Source organism: Massilia niastensis DSM 21313 (genome assembly GCF_000382345.1).
In the GTDB taxonomy this organism is placed as follows: domain Bacteria; phylum Pseudomonadota; class Gammaproteobacteria; order Burkholderiales; family Burkholderiaceae_D; genus Telluria; species Telluria niastensis.
Map to the genome: position 1 here is coordinate 12,787 of NZ_KB908083.1, position 17,048 is coordinate 29,834.

At 68.3% G+C, this 17,048-nt stretch carries 15 protein-coding genes; 7 read left to right on the forward strand and 8 right to left on the reverse strand.

From position 1 onward, the window contains the following. Positions 1 to 64 precede the first annotated feature (64 nt). From argF to H162_RS0106285, 4 genes are all read right to left on the reverse strand, one after another. On the reverse strand, positions 65 to 991 hold the full coding sequence (gene argF, locus H162_RS0106270) for an ornithine carbamoyltransferase (protein ID WP_020652600.1): 927 nt from the start codon (positions 989 to 991) through the stop codon (positions 65 to 67). Between the two features lie 134 nt (positions 992 to 1,125). Beyond that, positions 1,126 to 2,016: a ribosome small subunit-dependent GTPase A gene (gene rsgA / locus H162_RS0106275; protein ID WP_020652601.1), complete on the reverse strand. Its 891-nt coding sequence runs from the start codon at positions 2,014 to 2,016 to the stop codon at positions 1,126 to 1,128. Next, complete coding sequence (locus H162_RS30245; RefSeq protein ID WP_040786642.1) at positions 2,013 to 2,345, reverse strand: 4a-hydroxytetrahydrobiopterin dehydratase; 333 nt, start codon at positions 2,343 to 2,345, stop codon at positions 2,013 to 2,015. The genes rsgA and H162_RS30245 overlap by 4 nt, the downstream gene beginning before the upstream one ends. Next, a complete protein-coding gene (locus H162_RS0106285; protein WP_026354298.1) occupies positions 2,342 to 3,604 on the reverse strand; it encodes a M48 family metallopeptidase in 1,263 nt (420 codons plus the stop codon). Before H162_RS0106285 ends, H162_RS30245 begins: the two co-directional genes overlap by 4 nt. A gap of 47 nt (positions 3,605 to 3,651) precedes the next feature. On the opposite strand from H162_RS0106285, the gene orn reads away from it, so the two are divergent. Next, a complete protein-coding gene (orn, locus tag H162_RS0106290; protein ID WP_026354299.1) occupies positions 3,652 to 4,236 on the forward strand; it encodes an oligoribonuclease in 585 nt (194 codons plus the stop codon). 91 nt (positions 4,237 to 4,327) lie between these two features. After that, the gene (locus H162_RS0106295; protein ID WP_020652605.1) at positions 4,328 to 6,772 is read left to right on the forward strand and encodes a hybrid sensor histidine kinase/response regulator; all 2,445 of its coding nucleotides are present in this window, start codon (positions 4,328 to 4,330) and stop codon (positions 6,770 to 6,772) included. A 13-nt stretch (positions 6,773 to 6,785) separates the two neighbouring features. Here the strand turns inward: H162_RS0106295 and H162_RS0106300 are convergent, their stop codons facing one another. Beyond that, on the reverse strand, positions 6,786 to 7,748 hold the full coding sequence (locus H162_RS0106300) for an MBL fold metallo-hydrolase (protein WP_020652606.1): 963 nt from the start codon (positions 7,746 to 7,748) through the stop codon (positions 6,786 to 6,788). A gap of 188 nt (positions 7,749 to 7,936) precedes the next feature. On the opposite strand from H162_RS0106300, the gene H162_RS0106305 reads away from it, so the two are divergent. After that, positions 7,937 to 9,067: an HPP family protein gene (locus H162_RS0106305; RefSeq protein ID WP_020652607.1), complete on the forward strand. Its 1,131-nt coding sequence runs from the start codon at positions 7,937 to 7,939 to the stop codon at positions 9,065 to 9,067. Between the two features lie 52 nt (positions 9,068 to 9,119). Here H162_RS0106305 and H162_RS0106310 read toward each other — a convergent pair whose 3' ends face one another. After that, positions 9,120 to 9,812, reverse strand: coding sequence for a UPF0149 family protein (locus H162_RS0106310; protein WP_020652608.1), 693 nt, complete (start codon positions 9,810 to 9,812; stop codon positions 9,120 to 9,122). Between the two features lie 154 nt (positions 9,813 to 9,966). Between H162_RS0106310 and H162_RS0106315 the strand changes: the two genes are divergently transcribed. Next, a complete protein-coding gene (locus tag H162_RS0106315) occupies positions 9,967 to 10,974 on the forward strand; it encodes a serine/threonine protein kinase (RefSeq protein ID WP_020652609.1) in 1,008 nt (335 codons plus the stop codon). Positions 10,975 to 11,098: 124 nt separating this feature from the next. Beyond that, entirely contained in the window at positions 11,099 to 13,450 is a 2,352-nt protein-coding gene (locus H162_RS0106320) for a coiled-coil domain-containing protein (RefSeq protein WP_026354301.1), read from the forward strand. Between the two features lie 109 nt (positions 13,451 to 13,559). On the opposite strand, the gene H162_RS0106325 is transcribed toward H162_RS0106320, so the two are convergent. Both H162_RS0106325 and H162_RS0106330 read right to left on the reverse strand, forming a co-directional pair. Next, positions 13,560 to 13,976: a DUF8785 domain-containing protein gene (locus tag H162_RS0106325; protein WP_020652611.1), complete on the reverse strand. Its 417-nt coding sequence runs from the start codon at positions 13,974 to 13,976 to the stop codon at positions 13,560 to 13,562. Between the two features lie 103 nt (positions 13,977 to 14,079). Continuing rightward, on the reverse strand, positions 14,080 to 15,138 hold the full coding sequence (locus tag H162_RS0106330) for a DUF475 domain-containing protein (protein ID WP_020652612.1): 1,059 nt from the start codon (positions 15,136 to 15,138) through the stop codon (positions 14,080 to 14,082). A gap of 134 nt (positions 15,139 to 15,272) precedes the next feature. On the opposite strand from H162_RS0106330, the gene H162_RS0106335 reads away from it, so the two are divergent. Both H162_RS0106335 and H162_RS0106340 read left to right on the forward strand, forming a co-directional pair. Further along, positions 15,273 to 15,692, forward strand: a complete 420-nt coding sequence (locus H162_RS0106335; RefSeq protein WP_026354302.1) for a divergent PAP2 family protein — start codon at positions 15,273 to 15,275, stop codon at positions 15,690 to 15,692. Positions 15,693 to 15,917: 225 nt separating this feature from the next. After that, positions 15,918 to 17,048 carry an efflux RND transporter periplasmic adaptor subunit gene (locus H162_RS0106340; RefSeq protein WP_020652614.1) on the forward strand — a complete coding sequence of 377 codons (1,131 nt, stop codon included), beginning with the start codon at positions 15,918 to 15,920 and terminating at the stop codon, positions 17,046 to 17,048.

Below are 17,048 nucleotides of genomic sequence, written 5' to 3' on the forward strand. Positions count from 1 at the left end.
CTGTCCCGGGGTAGCGGGACAGCCGGGCCAACGATCAAACTCGGTGTCAGTGATGAATCGTGGATTACTTGTCTTCGATACGGCCGAGCAGCAGGTACTCGATCAGGGCTTTCTGCACGTGCAGGCGGTTCTCGGCCTCGTCCCAGACCACGGATTGGGGGCCGTCGATCACTTCGGCGGCCACTTCCTCGCCGCGGTGCGCCGGCAGGCAGTGCATGAACAGCGCGTCGGACGCCGCGCGCGCCATCTTGGCGCCGTCGACGATGAAGCCGTCGAAGGCCTTCAGGCGTTCCGCGTTTTCCTTCTCGTAGCCCATGCTGGTCCAGACGTCGGTATTGACCAGGTGCGCGCCCGCGCAGGCGTCCGACGGGTTGTCGAACAGGGTGTAGCGCTGGGTCGAGACCAGGTTCGGATCGAGTTCGTAGCCCTCCGGGGTCGAGACGTTCAGGTGGAAACCGAACACCTCGGCGGCCTGCAGCCACGAATACAGCATGTTGTTGGCGTCGCCGATCCAGGCCACCGTCTTGCCGGTGAGCGGACCGCGGTGCTCGTAGTAGGTGAACACGTCGGCCAGCACCTGGCAGGGATGGTGTTCGTTGGTCAGGCCGTTGATCACCGGCACGCGCGAATTCGCGGCGAAGCGCTCGATGATGTCCTGGCCGAAGGTGCGGACCATGATGATGTCGCACATGCGGCTCATCACCTGGCCGGCGTCCTCGACCGGTTCGCCACGGCCGAGCTGGCTGTCGCGGGTGTTCAGGTAGATCGCCGCGCCGCCCAGCTGGTGCATGCCGGCCTCGAAGCTCAGGCGCGTGCGCGTCGAGCTCTTCTCGAACACCATCACCAGGGTGCGGTCGACGAGCGGATGGTAGACCTCGTAGTTCTTGAACTTGCGCTTGATGACCCCCGCACGCTGGATCACGTATTCGAATTCGTCGAGCGTGAAATCGGAGAACTGGAGGAAGTGCTTGATCGGATTGGTGCCTGGCATAGTGAAGTCTGCTGAGGGTTATCCCTTGAATTATAAGGGCTTTTCCTTGCCGTTAGGGAAAGTGGTGCAAATCCTGCATCGCAGCGTGTGTTATTCGCAAAAGAAATGGGTGCGGACACGCCACACCCATGCCGTCAATAAAGGGTCTGCGAGGACTCGTGCAGCAGCTGGCCGTAGAGCTCGTGGCGCATGCGCGCGATCTTTCCTTCCGCGACCGCCTCCAGCACCGCGCACTGCGGCTCGGCCAGGTGGCGGCAGTTGTAATATTTGCATCCGCCCAGGTAGGGCTTGAACTCGACGAAGGCGCGCTCCAGCATGCCCTCGGTCAGGTGGTACAGGCCGAATTCCTGGAAGCCCGGCGAATCGATGATCGCGGCGCCGCCCGGCAGCCGGTACAGGCGGGTGAAGGTGGTGGTGTGCTTGCCGGTGTCGAGCGCCGCCGAGATCTCGCGCACCGCGATGTCGGCGTCCGGCACCAGCAGGTTGATCATCGAGGACTTGCCCATGCCCGACTGGCCGATGAAGATCGAGGACTGGCCCTCGAGCAGCGGCATCAGCGTGGCCACGGTCTGCTCCGGCCGCGCCTTGGCCGAGACCTCGTGCACCGGGTAGCCCAGCGCGGCGTAGGGCGCGACGCGCTCGCGGGCGCGCGGCAGCAGTTCCTCGACGTCGGTCTTGTTCAGGATGATGTGGGCCTCGATGCCGGCCGCCTCGCAGGCCACCAGGGCGCGCGAGACCAGGTCGTCGGCGAAGCCCGGCTCGGTGGCCACGACGATGAACAGGCGCGAGATGTTGGCCGCCAGCAGCTTGGACTTGTACTGGTCGGAGCGGTACAGCAGGGTGGTGCGCTCGGCGATGCGCTCGATGACCGCCTGGTCGTTCGAGGTCTTCTTCAGGTGGACCACGTCGCCCACCGCGACATTGGTCTTCTTGCCGCGCGTGACGCACTGGAGCTTTTCGCCGTCCACGTCGGCCAGGTAGTGGCGGCCGTGGGCCGCGATGATGGTGCCGGTCAGTTCGCTCATGCACCCGCCTGTCGCGCGTACAGCGCGTCGGTCTTCGCCGCGCTGATGAAGTCGTTCTCGCTCAGCGCGCCGCCGGCCGAGTGGGTGGTCCAGGTGACGCCGCAGCGGCGGTAGCCGACGCTCATCTCCGGATGGTGGTTTTCCTGCTCGGCCATGGCGGCCACGGCGTTCACGAAGGCGATCGTCGCCGCGTAGCTGGAGAAGCTGAAGTCGCGGTGGAGCGCGCCGTCGACCGGCCGCCAGTGCGGGATGTCGGCCAGCAGGGCTTTGGCGGCCAAGGGATCGAGCGCCGGGGCGCCGTGGGTGCAGTGTCGGTCAAGGAGTTTCATGCGGCCGCCGTCATCAAATGCTTGACGCGCACCGATGCCGGCGGGTGCGAGTCGTAGAATGCCGAATGCAGGGGATCCGGCGTCAGGGTCGAGGCATTGTCTTCGTACATCTTGACCAGGGCCGAGACCAGGTGGCGGTGGTCGGTATGCTTTGCCGCGAAGGCGTCGGCCTCGAATTCGTGCTTGCGCGAGGTGATCGCGTTCAGGGGCGACAGCACGAAGGTGAAGATCGGCAGCACCAGCGCGAACAGGATCAGGGCCATGCCGTCGTTCGAGGCGTTCATGAAGGGATGCACGCCGAGGCCGGTGTAGAACCAGGCCTGGGTCTTCAGGTAGCCGAGCAGGGCCAGGAAGCCGAGCGAGAGCGCGAACATCACGACGATGCGCTTGAGGATGTGGCGCAGCTTGAAGTGTCCCAGCTCGTGCGCCAGCACCGCCTCGATCTCGTGCGGGTCGAGGCGCGCGAGCAGGGTATCGAAGAACACGATGCGCTTGGCCTGGCCGAAGCCCGAGAAATAGGCGTTGCCGTGCGCGCTGCGGCGGCTGCCGTCCATCACGAACAGGCCCCGGGAAGCGAAGCCCACGCGCGCCATCAGGGCCTCGATGCGCTCCTTCAGGCTGGCGTCGGCCAGCGGCGTGAACTTGTTGAACATCGGTGCGATGACGGTCGGGTAGAGCACCATCATCAGGAGCTGGAAGCCGCTCCACACGGCCCAGGCGTACAGCCACCACAGGTCGCCGCTCTTTTCCATCAGCGCCAGGATCACCCACAGCAGCGGCAGGCCGATCGCGGCGCCCACCAGGGCGCCCTTGAGCTGGTCGGACCACCACAGGCCCTGGGTCATCTTGTTGAAGCCGAAGCGCTGCTCGAGCACGAACTGGCGGTGCCAGTCGAGCGGCAGGTCGAGCACGCCGGAGAGCACGGCGAAGGCGACCACCAGGGCCATCTGGTGGTGCATCCCCGGACCGGTGACCGGCAGCAGCGCCAGCGACAGCGCCTGCAGGCCGCCCAGCAGGGTGAAGCCGACCAGCACCACGCCGCTCCACAGCATGCCGACGATCCCCAGGCGGGTGCGCGCCACGGTGTAGTCGGCCGCCTTCTGGTGCGCCGACAGCGGCACCTTCGGCGCGAATTCGGCCGGCACGCTGGCGCGATGGCCTTGCACATGGCGAATATGGCGCGCGGCCAGCCAGAAGCGCAAGCCCAGCGTCAGCGCGAAGAAAACGACGAACAAAACCGAAAACCCAAGTGAAGACATTGTGTGCCTGTGAGAAAATGCAGGATTGATTAGGCAAAGAGAGAATTATGTCACAAGCCACTGAAATGGAAGTCACTGCCGCGCCCCAGCGTCCCAACGAATTCAACCTGGTCTGGCTCGACATGGAAATGACCGGCCTGGATCCGGACAACGACCGCATCATCGAAGTCGCGGTCGTGGTCACCGATGCGGAGCTGAACGTCATCGCCGAAGGCCCGGTGTTCGCCATTCACCAGAGCGACGAAGTGCTGGACAAGATGGACAACTGGAACAAGGGCACCCACGGCAAGTCGGGCCTGATCGACCGCGTCAAGGCCTCGACCGTGAGCGAAGCCCAGGCCGAGGCCGAGCTGGTCGCCTTCCTGAAGCAGTACGTACCGTCGAACAAGTCGCCGATGTGCGGCAACTCGATCTGCCAGGACCGCCGCTTCATGGCGCGCGGCATGCCGAAGCTGGAAGCTTTCTTCCACTACCGCAACCTGGACGTGTCGACCCTGAAGGAACTGTGCCGCCGCTGGAAGCCGGAACTGGCCTCCGGCTTCAAGAAGCACCAGAAGCACACCGCGCTGGCCGACATCATCGAATCGATCGAGGAACTGCGCTACTACCGCGAGCACTTCATCAAGCTGTAAACCACCGTCATCCGGCAGGAATGATCAAACAGGTATGCGACAATGGGGCATGGCTCCGATAACGCAAACCGATCCTGCGGATGAAGGACAGATGCAGGCGCGCATGCGCCTGCACGACTGGCAGCGCAGCGCATTGGGGCCTCCCGGCGCCTGGCCGCCGGCGCTCAGGACGGCGGTCGACATGATGCTGCACTCGGCCTTCCCGATGTTCATGGCCTGGGGCCCCGAGCTCACCTTCCTCTACAACGACGCCTACATCCCGCTGCTGGGCAACAAGCACCCGGCCGCCCTGGGCGCGCGCTTCCCCGAGATCTGGGCCGAAGTCTGGCCGAAGATGGTGCCCCTGGTCGACCGCGCCCTGTCCGGCAAGCCGGTCTACGCCGAAGACATGGAAATGGTGGTGCAGCGCCACGGCTACCCGGAGCGCGCCACCTTCACCTTCTCGCACGCGCCGGTGCATGCCGGCGGCGAGGTCTGCGGCCTGTTCTGCACCGTGATCGACACCACCAGCCGCGTGCAGGCCGAGCGCCGCGCCGCGTTCGCGCTGCGGGTGTCGGACGCGCTGCGTCCGCTGTCGCGCCCCGAAGACGTGATCGCCAGCGCCGGCGCGCTGCTGGGCCGCGAGCTGCGCGCCGGGCGCGTGGTCTACGCCGAGGTCGAGCACGAGAGCGGGCGCTTCGCGGTCCCGCGCCTGTGGGCCGAGGACGGCGCGGGCAGCCTGGCGCGCACCCACCTGCACCTCGACGATTTCGGCCCGGCCATCGCGGCCGAGCTGCGCGCCGGCCAGGTCGTGCGGATCGACGACACCGCCCGCGACCCGCGCACCACGGATTCTCGCGGCGCCTACGAGGCCGAGCGCATCGGCGCGCTGCTGGTGGTGCCGCTGGTGAAGGAGGGCCGCATGATCGCCTGCCTCGGGCTCGACACCCGCCATCCGCGCCGCTGGAGCGAGCATGACGCGCTGCTGGCGCGCGATGTCGCCGAGCGCACCTGGTCGGCCGCGCAGGCGGCGCGCGCCCAGTCCGAGCTGCGCGAGGAGCGCGACGGCAGCCGCTACATCTTCGACACCATCGCCGAGGGCTTCGCGCTGTTCGACCGCGACTGGACCATCCTGCAGATGAACGCCGAAGGGCTGCGCATCTGCGGCCTGGAAGCGCACCAGGTCATCGGCCACAACCACTGGGACGTGTTCCCCGAGTCCGTCGACACCGAGGGCGGGCGCATGCTGCGCGAGGTGATGCGCACCCGCACGGCCGGCAGCGCCGAATACTGCCGGGTGCTGGCGGACGGACGGCGGGTATGGATCGAGCTGCGCACCTACCCGACCCGGGCCGGCGGCGTCGCCGCGTTCTTCCGCGACATCACCGACCGCAAGCTGGCCGAGGACAAGCTGATCGAAGCCGACCGCCGCAAGGACGAGTTCCTGGCGATGCTGGCGCACGAGCTGCGCAACCCGCTGGCGCCGATCAGCGCCGCCGCCGAGCTGCTGCGGCTGGGCAGCATGGACGAGGGGCGCGTGCGCCAGAGCAGCACCATCATCTCGCGCCAGGTGCGCCACATGACGCGGCTGGTGGACGACCTGCTCGACGTGTCGCGGGTGACGCGCGGCCTGATCACCCTGGCCCAGCTGCGGGTCGAGGCGCGCGCCGTGGTCGACGAGGCGGTCGAGCAGGTGCGGCCGATGATCGACGCGCGCGGCCAGGTGCTGACGGTGCGCCCGCCGCCGCCCGGCGCCCTGGTGCTGGGCGACAAGGCGCGCCTGGTGCAGGTGGTGGCCAACGTGCTCGGCAACGCCAACAGGTACACGCCCGAGCGGCGCAGCATCGACCTGCGCGCCGAAGTGCTGGCCGGGCGCCTGGTGCTGAGCGTGCGCGACGAAGGGATCGGCATGGACCGCGAGCTGACCGGGCGCGTGTTCGACCTGTTCACCCAGGCCGAGCGCTCGTCCGACCGCTCGCAGGGCGGGCTGGGTCTGGGGCTGGCCCTGGTGCGGCACCTGGTCGAGCTGCATGGCGGCTCGGTCGGCTGTTCCAGCCCGGGCCTGGGCAAGGGCAGCACCTTCGTGATCACCTTGCCGCTGCTGCAGGAAGAACCCGCGCCGCAGGCGGCGCCCGAGGCGGCCGCGCCGGCGCAGGGGGCGTGCCTGAAGGTGCTGGTGGTGGACGACAACGCGGATGCGGCGGAAACCCTGGGCCTGCTGCTGGCGGCGCAGGGGCACGAGGTCGTGATCGAGCACGGGTCGCTGCGCGCGCTGGAGCGGGCGCGCAGCGTGCGGCCCGATGTCTGCCTGCTCGACATCGGCCTGCCCGAGATCGACGGCCATGAACTGGCGCGCCGCCTGCGCGCCCAGCCGGAGACGGCGGGCACGGTGCTGATCGCGGTCACCGGCTACGGCCAGCAGCAGGACCGCGACGCCGCGTTCGCGGCCGGGTTCCAGCACCACCTGGTCAAGCCGGTCGACCTCGAGCGCCTGACGCGGATGCTGGCAGGCCTGCGCGCCGCCGGCGCCGGACTGGAGTCGGTCGACCGGGCCTGAAGCCGGTCAGGGCTTACGGCTGGCGCATCTGGGTGAAATTCACCGGAATGAACCGGTAGCCCTTGCCTTCGGTCCGCAGGTGGCCCAGCCCGGGGAACTGCAGGTGCGCGCCGCCGATCAGGTAGCCGCCCTTGGCCGCCGCATCGAATGCCTTCTTGCGCGCCCTGGCCGCCGCCTTCTGGTCGCTGTCGAACGAGATCGTCACCGCCGGCTCGGCCATCTGCACCGCCGCCACGTGGATCAGGTCGCCGATCAGCAGCAGCTTCTGTCCCTTGCTCTCGACCATGTAGGTGGTGTGCCCCGGCGTATGGGCGCCGGTCGCGTGCGCGCGGATGCCCGGGACCAGCTCGGTGTCGCCGTCGAAGGGCTTGAATTTGCCCGCCTTCTGGTAGGGCGTGATGGCCGCCATCGCCGCCTTGAAGCCGCCCTTGTCCTTGGCCTGGTCCATCTTTTCCTGGCTCAGCCAGTGTTCGGCCTCGTGCCGGTGGGCGCGCACGACCGCGTTCGGGAACACGGCCTGGGAGTCGTTCACCAGCCCGCCGACATGGTCGCCGTGGAAGTGGGTGATATAGATTTCGTCGACCTGCTCCGGCTGGTAGCCGGCGGCCTTCAGGTTGGCGAGCATCCGGCCCAGGGTGGGGCCGAAGAAGCTGCCGGCGCCCGTGTCGATCAGCACCAGCTTGGCGCCGGTGTTGACCAGGTAGGCATTGTCCGAGGTTTCCAGCGGGGTCTTCAGGAAGGATTTGTCCAGCACGGACCTGGTCTTCTCCGCTTTGGCGGACAGCAGCTGCTCGACCGGCAGGTCGACCGTGCCGTCGGACAGCGGGGTGATTTCGAAGTCGCCGAGCATGATGCGGTGGTAGCCGGGCGCCGGCGTCTTCGCCATCGGCGCGCCGGCCAGCGCGGGGCCGGCGAGGCTGAAGGCGAGGGCGGCGGCGAGGGTGCCCAGCGCGTGGCGTGTGATCTGCTTGGTCATGGTTGTCCCTGGTTGATGTGTTTGCGTTGCAATGTTGCATATCGTACATGATTGCAGGCGCCGCGGCGAAGCTGGTTGCGCCGGCGCCACGCACCGTCGTGGCGCCGGCCTGCACTCTGGCGGACTCGGCTGCACCGGATTCGGGCAAATATGGTGTAATAGCTTATTTTTCGCCCGGTATTGGTGCAATGATCATTCACGCCGTCTCCCTGTTTCGCCGCAACTGGCCGAAGCCTCCGGTCGCTCTTCCTCCTTCCAGCCAGGCGCGCGCCGCCTTCGGGGCGCTGCTGGGCCTGCTGCTCGCCGGCGCCCTGAGCCAGGTGGCGCTCGCCTGGGCCGCGCCGGGCGCCCATATCGCCTGGCTGGTTGCTCCGATGGCCGCTTCGGCCGTGCTGCTGTTCTGCGTGCCCGCCAGCCCGCTGGCCCAGCCCTGGCCGGTGGTCGGCGGCAACGTGGTGTCGGCCTTCACGGGCATCGCCTGCGCCCACCTGGTGCCCGACCCGATGCTGGCGGCGCCGCTCGCCGGCGGCCTGTCGATCGCGATGATGTTCCTGCTGCGCTGCCTGCATCCGCCGGGCGGGGCGGTGGCCATGACGGCGGTGCTGGGCGGGGCCGCCGTGCACGAGGCCGGGTTCATGTTCGCGCTGGCGCCGGTGGGCCTGAACACGGTCGTGCTGCTGCTGGCGGCGCTGGCCTACAACCGCGTGACCGGCGCCCACCACGCGCACAAGCCGGTGGCCCCGAGTGCGGTGGCCGACGAGGATATCGATGCGGCGCTGGAGCATTTCGGCGAAGCGCTGGACGTGACGCGCGACGACCTGGCCGCCATCGTCAACGATGCCGAACACCATGCCGCGGAACGCCGCGCGGGCGCCCTGCGCGCGGGCGACGTGATGGTGGCGCCGGTGGCGCGCCTGGCGCCCGACATGTCGCTGCCGGCGGCGCGCGAGGTGCTGCTGCGCCATGGCGTGCCGGCGCTGTCGGTGGTGGATGGGGACAATCGCCTGCTCGGCCTGCTGACCCAGGCGCAGCTGCTGCGCAGCATGTCCGAGACCGAGACCCTGCCGTTGCACTGGCGTGCGCGCAATGTACTGGTGGCGCTGGCTTCCCAGAAACCGGCGACGCGGGTCGCAGACGTGATGACCGTCGGGGTGGCGGTGGATGTCGGCCAGCCGGCCACGGCGGCGGCGACGCTGGCGGCGCGGCACTGGCTGGCGCGGGTGCCGGTGGTCGATGCGAAGGGAAAACTGGCCGGCATGGCCGGTCCGGCCGAGGTATTGGCGGCGCTGCATGGCGCCGTCCTGGGGCAAGCTGCCTGAGTTTGCAGGGTGGACGGCATAGCCGGCTCGGCGCACCCGTCCACCTGCTGGATCAGGCGTTTTCAGCCCCGCAGCACTTCTTGAACTTCTTGCCACTGCCGCAAGGGCAGTCGTCATTGCGCCCGACCTTCGGCTCGTCGCGGCGCACGGTCTCGACCGCGGCCTTGCGCAGCGGCAGCCAGTAGCGGTGGATGGCCGGCAGGTTGGCCTCGATCTGCAGCGCCAGCTGGTGCGCCTTGGCCGGGTCTTCGACTTCGGCCAGTTCTTCCTGCTCGATCTCGTCGGCGCCCAGCAGGTAGATCGGGCGCATCAGCTCGGCGACCTCGGAATCCCAGACCGGTTCCCAGGAACCCGGACGCAGTTCCATCCCTTCCCAGAAGCCCCAGCACCAGGCCTCGGCGTCGATCAGGGTCTTGCCCTGGTGTTCGTGTTCGCAGAACAGCGGCTCGAATTCCTTCGGCGCGACCTCGAAGGTGACCAGCACCTCGTTCATGAAGCGCATGATCAGGTTGAGGATGCGCTCCTCCTCGCGGCTGTTCTTCCACTTGGGCGCGCTGCTGCCGTCCTCGCCCCAGACCCGCGGCAGCCATTCGGCCGGCATGATGGTTTCCGGCCCGATCGCGATGGCGGTCAGGTAGCCGTGCAGGGTGTCCATCGTCATCGCGTCCTCGGGACAGCGGTCGGATAGCAGGAACTGGTCGAGTTCGTCGAATTCTTTTTCGGAAAGTGGCTGGTCGAGATGCATGGGATACTCTTGTTGCGGTGAAGACGCCAGTGTACCGCCTGCGCCGCCCGCCGGTGCATATTTCGTCGCCGGCGGCGCCGGGCGCGCGCCGGCGCAGGCCCGGTTCGGGGACGTGGCACGGGCCATTTCGTCCGCGCCGCCGTACAATGACGGAATGACTATCCCAGACACCGATACCGACCCGCCATCCCATCCGTTCACGCGCCTCGATCCCCAGCTGGTGCTGGAAGCGGTCGAGAGCGTGGGCCTGTATGGCGATGGCCGCCTGCTGGCCCTGAACAGCTATGAAAACCGCGTGTATCGCGTCGGACGCGAGGAAGGGCCGCCGGTGGTGGTCAAGTTCTACCGGCCGCAGCGCTGGAGCGATGAAGCCATCCTCGAGGAGCATGGCTTCATGGCCGAACTGGCCGACAAGGAGGTGCCGGTGGTGCCGGCGCAGGTGCTGGATGGCCGCACCCTGCACGCGTTCGAGGGTTTCCGCTTCGCCGTGTTCGCCAGCCAGGGCGGCAGGGCGCCGGAGCTGGGCGACCCCGACACCCTGGAATGGCTGGGCCGCTTCATCGGCCGCATCCATGCGGTGGGCGCGGCGCGGCCCTATGCGGCGCGCCCAAGCCTGGACCCGCAGACCTTCGGCCGCGAACCCTTCGACTACCTGCGCAGCCACGACTTCGTGCCGCGCGAGCTGGCCGCGACCTGGGCCAGCGTGGTCGAGCAGGCGCTGGGCGGCGTGGCGCGCTGCTACGAGCGGGCGGGGGACTTGCCGCTGCTGCGCCTGCACGGCGACTGCCACGTCGGCAACGTGCTGTGGACCGCCGACGGCCCGCACTTCGTCGACTTCGACGACAGCCGCATGGGACCGGCGGTGCAGGACCTGTGGATGCTGCTGTCGGGCGAGCGCCACGAGATGGTGCGCCAGATGGGCGACGTGCTGGCCGGCTACGAGGACTTCTGCGATTTCCATCCGCGCCAGCTGTACCTGGTGGAAGCGCTGCGCACCCTGCGCCTGATCCATTACTCGGCCTGGCTGGCGATGCGCTGGGACGATCCGGCCTTCCCGGCGGCTTTCCCCTGGTTTAACACCCAGCGCTACTGGCAGGACCGCATCCTCGAGCTGCGCGAGCAGGTCGCGCTGATGGACGAGCCGCCCCTCTGGCCCGTCTGAGCCATCCTCGAATGGATGAACTGGGCCGCTTTTCCGGCCCAGTTCCGCGTGGCACATCCCTGCGTTTTCCCGGATAATCGACGCGAGCCAGCCCGCGTCCGGGCAGCCGCCACCGAGAATGAGCATGGAATCCAGACCAGCCAAGCAAGACGATGACTTCATGATCGACCTGTCGCACGCGGGCAGCGTGCTGCCGGAGGGGAGCGGCTTGCCGCCTGGACGCGAAGCGGCGGAGGGGGACGCGCCCGCGGCGCGCGCGCCGATGGACATCAGCGAGATCCAGGAAGCGATCGCGCGGATGGAAGCCGAGGCCAAGGCCAGCATCACGGCCGAGCGCCGTGCGCATGCCGAGGCGCGCGCCCGTTCGCTGGCCGAGGAGCGCGCCGCGCTGGATGCGGCCGCCGCCACGGCCGCGCTGGCCAATGCCCAGGCCTCGGAAGACGCGATCGCCGCCAACCGCGACCGGCTGGAATCGCTGCGCGCCGCGGCCCAGGCGTCCAGCGAACGCCTGGAAGCCATCCGCCAGGAGACCGCCGAGCTGCGCGCCCGGGTCAAGACCGATACCGACATCCGGCTGGCGGCAGAGACGCGCGCCCGTTCCGAAGAAGAGGCGCGGCGCCGCGCCACCGAGCAGATCGAGGCCGAGGCGCAACTGGCGGCCAAGGCGGCGCGCGCCGCCGACGAGCTGCTGGCCCAGACCGAGCAGGCCCGCCTGCAGGCCGTCGAGCGGATGGCGGCGGTCGAAGCGGCGCGCGAGGAAGTGCAGCACAACGCCAGCGCCGATGCGCGCGTGGCGATCCTGGCGCGCGAGCGCGAGCGCGCCGAGAAGGCCGCGCGCCTGACCGCCGAGAAACTGGCCGAAGCCGAGGCCGAAGCCCTCGAATTGACCCTGCAGCGCGAGCGCGCCGACCAGGTCGCGCTGGCGTCCGCGTTCGCGCGTGCGGCGGCCGAGGCGCGGGCGCTGGAAGAGGCGCGCGCGCTGGCCCATATCGAACTGGAGCGCGAAGCGATCGCGCTGGCCCAGGCCGAGTCCGAGCGCGTGGCGGCCCAGTCGCTGCGCATGCGCCTGCAGACCGAGAAGGAACTGCGCGACGCGGCGACCCACCGCGAGCGCCTGGAACAGACGGCGGCCGCCAGCGCCCAGGCGCGGCGCGAGGCCGAGGGCCGCATCCTGGCGGCGACCGAGGCCCGCATCGAGTCCGACCGCAAGCTGCGCGAGGTGGCGCAGGAACGCGCCCGCGCCGAGGAAGAGGCCAGCCTGCAGGTGCAGGTGCGGCTGGATGCCGAGGCGCAGGCGGCGGCGCATGCGCGCGAGCGCATGCAGGCCGACGAAGCGGCGGCCCGGGCGGCGCAGCGCGAGGCCGAAGAGGAACAGCGCCAGCGCGCGCTGGCCGAGGAGCGCGTCGCCCAGGCCCAGGCCGCGGCCGATGCGCGCGCTAGCGCGAATGCGGCGGAGCAGGCGGTGCTGGCCGCCGCCGCCGAGCAGGTCGAACTGCAGCGCCAGGCGGCCGCCGCGGCCGCGCGCCGCGCCGAGGAAGCCGGGCGCCTGGCGCAGGCCGAGCGCGAGCGGGTGCAGGCCGAGGAAGCGGCGCTGGCCAGGCTCCAGGAACGCCAGGCCGCCGAGCAGGCGCTGGCGCAGGCGGCCACGGCGCGCATGCAGGCCGACGAGGAGCAGGTGGCCCAGCTGCAGGCCCAGGCGGACGCCGAGCGGCGCGCCGAGGCGGCCCAGCGCGCCGTGGTCGACGCCCAGCAGGCGCAGGCGCGCGCGGCCATCGAGGAAGCCGCCCAGGCTGAAGCGGCCGCGGCCGCCCAGCAGGCCCAGGCGCTGCGCGCGGTCGAGCTGGCCCGGGCCCAGGCCGAGCATGCCGAGGCCGAGCGCCAGCGGCTGGCGGTCACCGAGGAAGCCTTTGCGGCCGAGATCGCCGCGGCGCAGGCGGCGCGCGAATCGCTGGCGCTGGTCGAGCGCAAGCTGGCCGCGCAGCGCCAGCAGGCGGCGGCCGATACGCGCGCCAACGAGGCGGCCGCGGCGCGGCTGGCTTCCGAGCAGGCGGCGGCCCAGGCCGCCCAGGCGCGGGCGGCGGCCGAGGAAGAACAGGCCAGGCTGGCGCGCGAGCGCGAGCTGGTGGAGCAGGCCGCGATGCAGGCGGCGCTCGAGAAGCGCGAGGCGCAGCGGGTGCTGATCGAGCATGCGCAGGCGCACGCCGAGCTGCAGCGCAAGGCGGCGCAGGCGACCCAGCAGATGGCCCAGGCGCGCAAGCATTTGCTGCAGCTGGAGAGCAGGCGCCAGGAAGAACAGGCGGCCGAGCTGGCCGCGACCGAGCGCGTGATCGGCGAACGCAAGGTGGAGGCGGCGCAGCGCTCGGTGTCGGCCGACCTGACGCGCGAAGTGCTGCACCGCTTCAAGCGGCCGTCGGCGTCGGCGTCGCAGGCGGCGTCGCGGCTGGCGGAAGTGATCCTGAACCAGCGCAAGCCGTAGGGTGGACGGCTTTGCCGTCCACGCGTCGATAGCTTGCCGCGAGATCATCGGGTCCGTTTTCGGCACCGATCACAATCGACGCGTGGGCGGGAGCGCCCGCCCACCTACGTTACATCCCCGCCGGCGCGTCGCTCGGCGACACCGGATTCTTCGGTCCGGTCATCACGCTTTCCACGAAATACTCGGTTTCGCCAAAGCACGAGGTCGGCACTCCCTTGTGCTGTTCGTACGAGATCTGCACGCGCTGCCCCATGGCGGACTGCAGCTTCTGGACCAGGCCCTCGTCGCGCACCGTGAACGCGAAGCGCTCCGGAATCGCCCCCGGCATGCTCGACAACAGGATTTCCCCCTCCCAGGTCTTGCACAGCCAGCCCTTCCTGGAAAACTTCTGGAGGTAACCGGCGCGCTCGCCCTCCGAATACGACCAGGTCAGCGTGAACCAGGTGTACAGCGCGAACAGCACGAGTACTGCGGCAATGGCGGACAGGAGTATGGCGGCGGCGCGCTTGGGCATCATCTTCGGCATCGAAAGCTTTATATAAAATACGGTTGTCAGGTTGGCAGCACATGGCTGTGCGAGCCCATTCTGCCATGCATCGGCCGGATAACAAAATGACAGGGGGATATTTTCAGGCGGTTTCCGTGTCCGTGCGGGCTTCCTCGGCCTCCATCCGCCGCCGGTAGCGTATTGACGACCACAGCGACACCAGGATGAAGGCCAGCCCCGACAGCCCCGTGAACCATTCCGGGATGTGGTACTGCACGCTGGCGAACATGATCACCGCCAGGATGCCGATCGCATAATGCGCGCCATGTTCCAGGTAGACGAATTCCTGCAGGGTGCCCTTGTAGACCAGGAACACCGTCATCGAGCGCACGAACATCGCGCCGATCGCCAGCCCGAGCATGATGATGACCACGTCATTGGTGATCGCGAAGGCGCCGATCACGCCGTCGAAGCTGAACGAGGCGTCCAGCACTTCCAGGTACAGGAAGCCGCCGATGCTGCCCTGGGAAACCATGGCGCCCACGGTCGGGTCGTGTTCTTCGCTTTCCAGCAGCCCGCTGAGCCACTGGACCCCGATGTAGACCAGCACCCCGACCACGCCGGCGATCAGCACCGACAGCTTGCGTTCCTCGGGCATCAGGCTCATCGCGAAGAACACCATCGACAGGGTCAGCAGCACGGACAGTCCCTCGGTGCCGTACTTGCCGACCTTTTCCTCGATCCAGCCGAGCCAGTGCAGCTCCTTCTCTTCGTCGAACAGGAAGTTCAGGAACACCAGCAGCAGGAAGGCGCCGCCGAAGGCCGCCACCTCGGCATGGCGCTCGGTCAGGTGGCGCGAGTATTCGCGCGGGGTGTTGATCGCCATGTGCCAGACGTCCAGCAGGCCGAGGCCGGTGGCGGCCGAGACGATCACGAGGGGAAACAGCAGGCGCATGCCGAACACGGCCACCAGGATGCCGACCGTCAGGAACAGCTTGCGCCAGAATTCGTTCCAGGTCTTCAGGACCGAGGCGTTGACGACCGCGTTGTCGAAAGAAAGCGACACTTCCAGCACCCCCAGCACGGCCGTGATCCACAGTGCTTGTAACAGGCCGGACAGCCCCTTATGCTCGAAGCCCCACCAGCCCGCGAGGGCCATCAGCACTATGGTGACTGCGATCGACAACCGGAAATGCCGCATGACGTTCCCCCTGTTTATCTTCAGCTATTCAAGGAATCTTACCGTTTCCGGCCACAACGACGGCGCAGCGGTTGTCGCCACGGGGTCTTGCTTCTGAGATAATTCCGTCCGGCATTAATTTACCTGGAAATATTATGGATTTAGTTTATCTCGTGACGCCCGTGCTGACGTGGATGGTGGTGGGGCCGATCAAGTTTTTGATTAACAGTGTGCGCCTGCGGCGCTGGGCCTTCAACCTGGTCGGCAATGGCGGCTTCCCCAGCAACCATAGCGCCGTCGTGAGCAGCATGGCGACCCTGATCGCATTGCGCGAGGGGATGGGGCATCCGGCCTTCGGCGTGGCCGTGACCCTGGCCTTCATCGTGATGATCGACGCCAACAGCCTGCGCCAGCACGTCGGCCGCCATGCGGTGGCGCTCAACCGCCTGCACGACGGCAAGGAAGACGTGGTGATCCTGCGCGAGCGCATGGGCCATACCCTGGTCGAGATCGCCGGCGGCGTCTGCACCGGCATCGCCATGGGCTTCCTGATCCATGCCATGCTGGGTGCATGAGGGTGCTGCCAGCACCTCGGGGCGGGCATGCGCCCGTCCGGCGAACCCTGCGTTTCAGGCAGGCTGGAATGCAGCTCATCGCCAAATTTCGCGTTTCATCCATCGATTTCCGCAGTCCGCAGGTTCGTCAATTGACCTTACCAAGGCACTAATTAATACTGCGCACTGGTCGTATTTATTCTAATTTTTACAAAGATGTCTGAGACCCTTCTCCGGAGAACCACAATGCTGCGCAACTCACTACTCGTCCTTGCCATCGCCTCGGCCCTCGTTGCCTGCGGTAAGGATAACGCCAAGGGGCCACAAGCCCAGAAGGATAACAAGCCGACGCAGCTGACCGTGGCGCCGGAAGATGTACTGACTGTGCGTAACGATTCGCTGGCCTCCGGCCCAGTGATTACCGGATCGATCCAGCCCGAACGCCGCGCCGACCTGCGCGCCGAGGTGTCCGCGATCGTGCTGCAGGTTCTGAAGGAGAATGGCGAGCCGGTCAAGCGCGGCGACGTGCTGGTGCGTCTCGACGAGACCGCGATCCGCGACACCCTGCTGTCGGCCGAGGAATCGGTGCGCGCGGCCACCCAGGCGCTGGACCAGGCCAACCGCCAGCTCGAGCGCCTGAAGACCCTGCGCGCCTCCGGCATGACCTCGGTGAAGGCGCTGGACGACGCCGAAGTGTCGCGCAACGCCGCCCTGAGCGAGCTGTCGGCCGCCAGGAGCCGCGCCGCCAGCGCGCGCCAGCAGCTGGCCCGCACCGTGGTGCGCGCCCCGTTCGACGGCATCGTCTCGGAACGCAAGGTCTCGGCCGGCGACACCGCCAACATCGGCAAGGAACTGGTCAAGGTCATCGACCCGAACAGCATGCGCTTCGAAGGCCGCGTCCCGGCCGACTCGATCGCCACCGTGAAGGTCGGCCAGAAGGTCAACTTCCGCGTCAACGGCTACGGCGCGGAACAGTTCGCCGGCTCCATCAAGCGCATCGACCCGGCCGCCAACCCCGTCACCCGCCAGGTCGAGGTGCTGGTCGAGTTCGCCAACAACGCGCAGCCGCGCGTGGCCGGCCTGTACGCCGAAGGCCGCGTCGACGCCCAGACCGCGAACGTCCTGATGCTGCCGGAAAGCGCGCTGGTGAAATCCGGCGACAAGACCTACACCTGGCGCGTGAAGGACAAGACCCTGTCGAAGGTCGGCCTGGTGGTCGGCACGCGCGACCAGCGCACCGGCAATTTCGAAGTCAAGCAGGGCCTGGCCGCCGGCGACATCGTGCTGCGCGCCCCGTCCTCGAACCTGAAGGACGGCCAGAAGGTCGACATGGCCACCGCGCGCGTCGCCAGCGCTGCTCCGGTACAAGGAAAATAA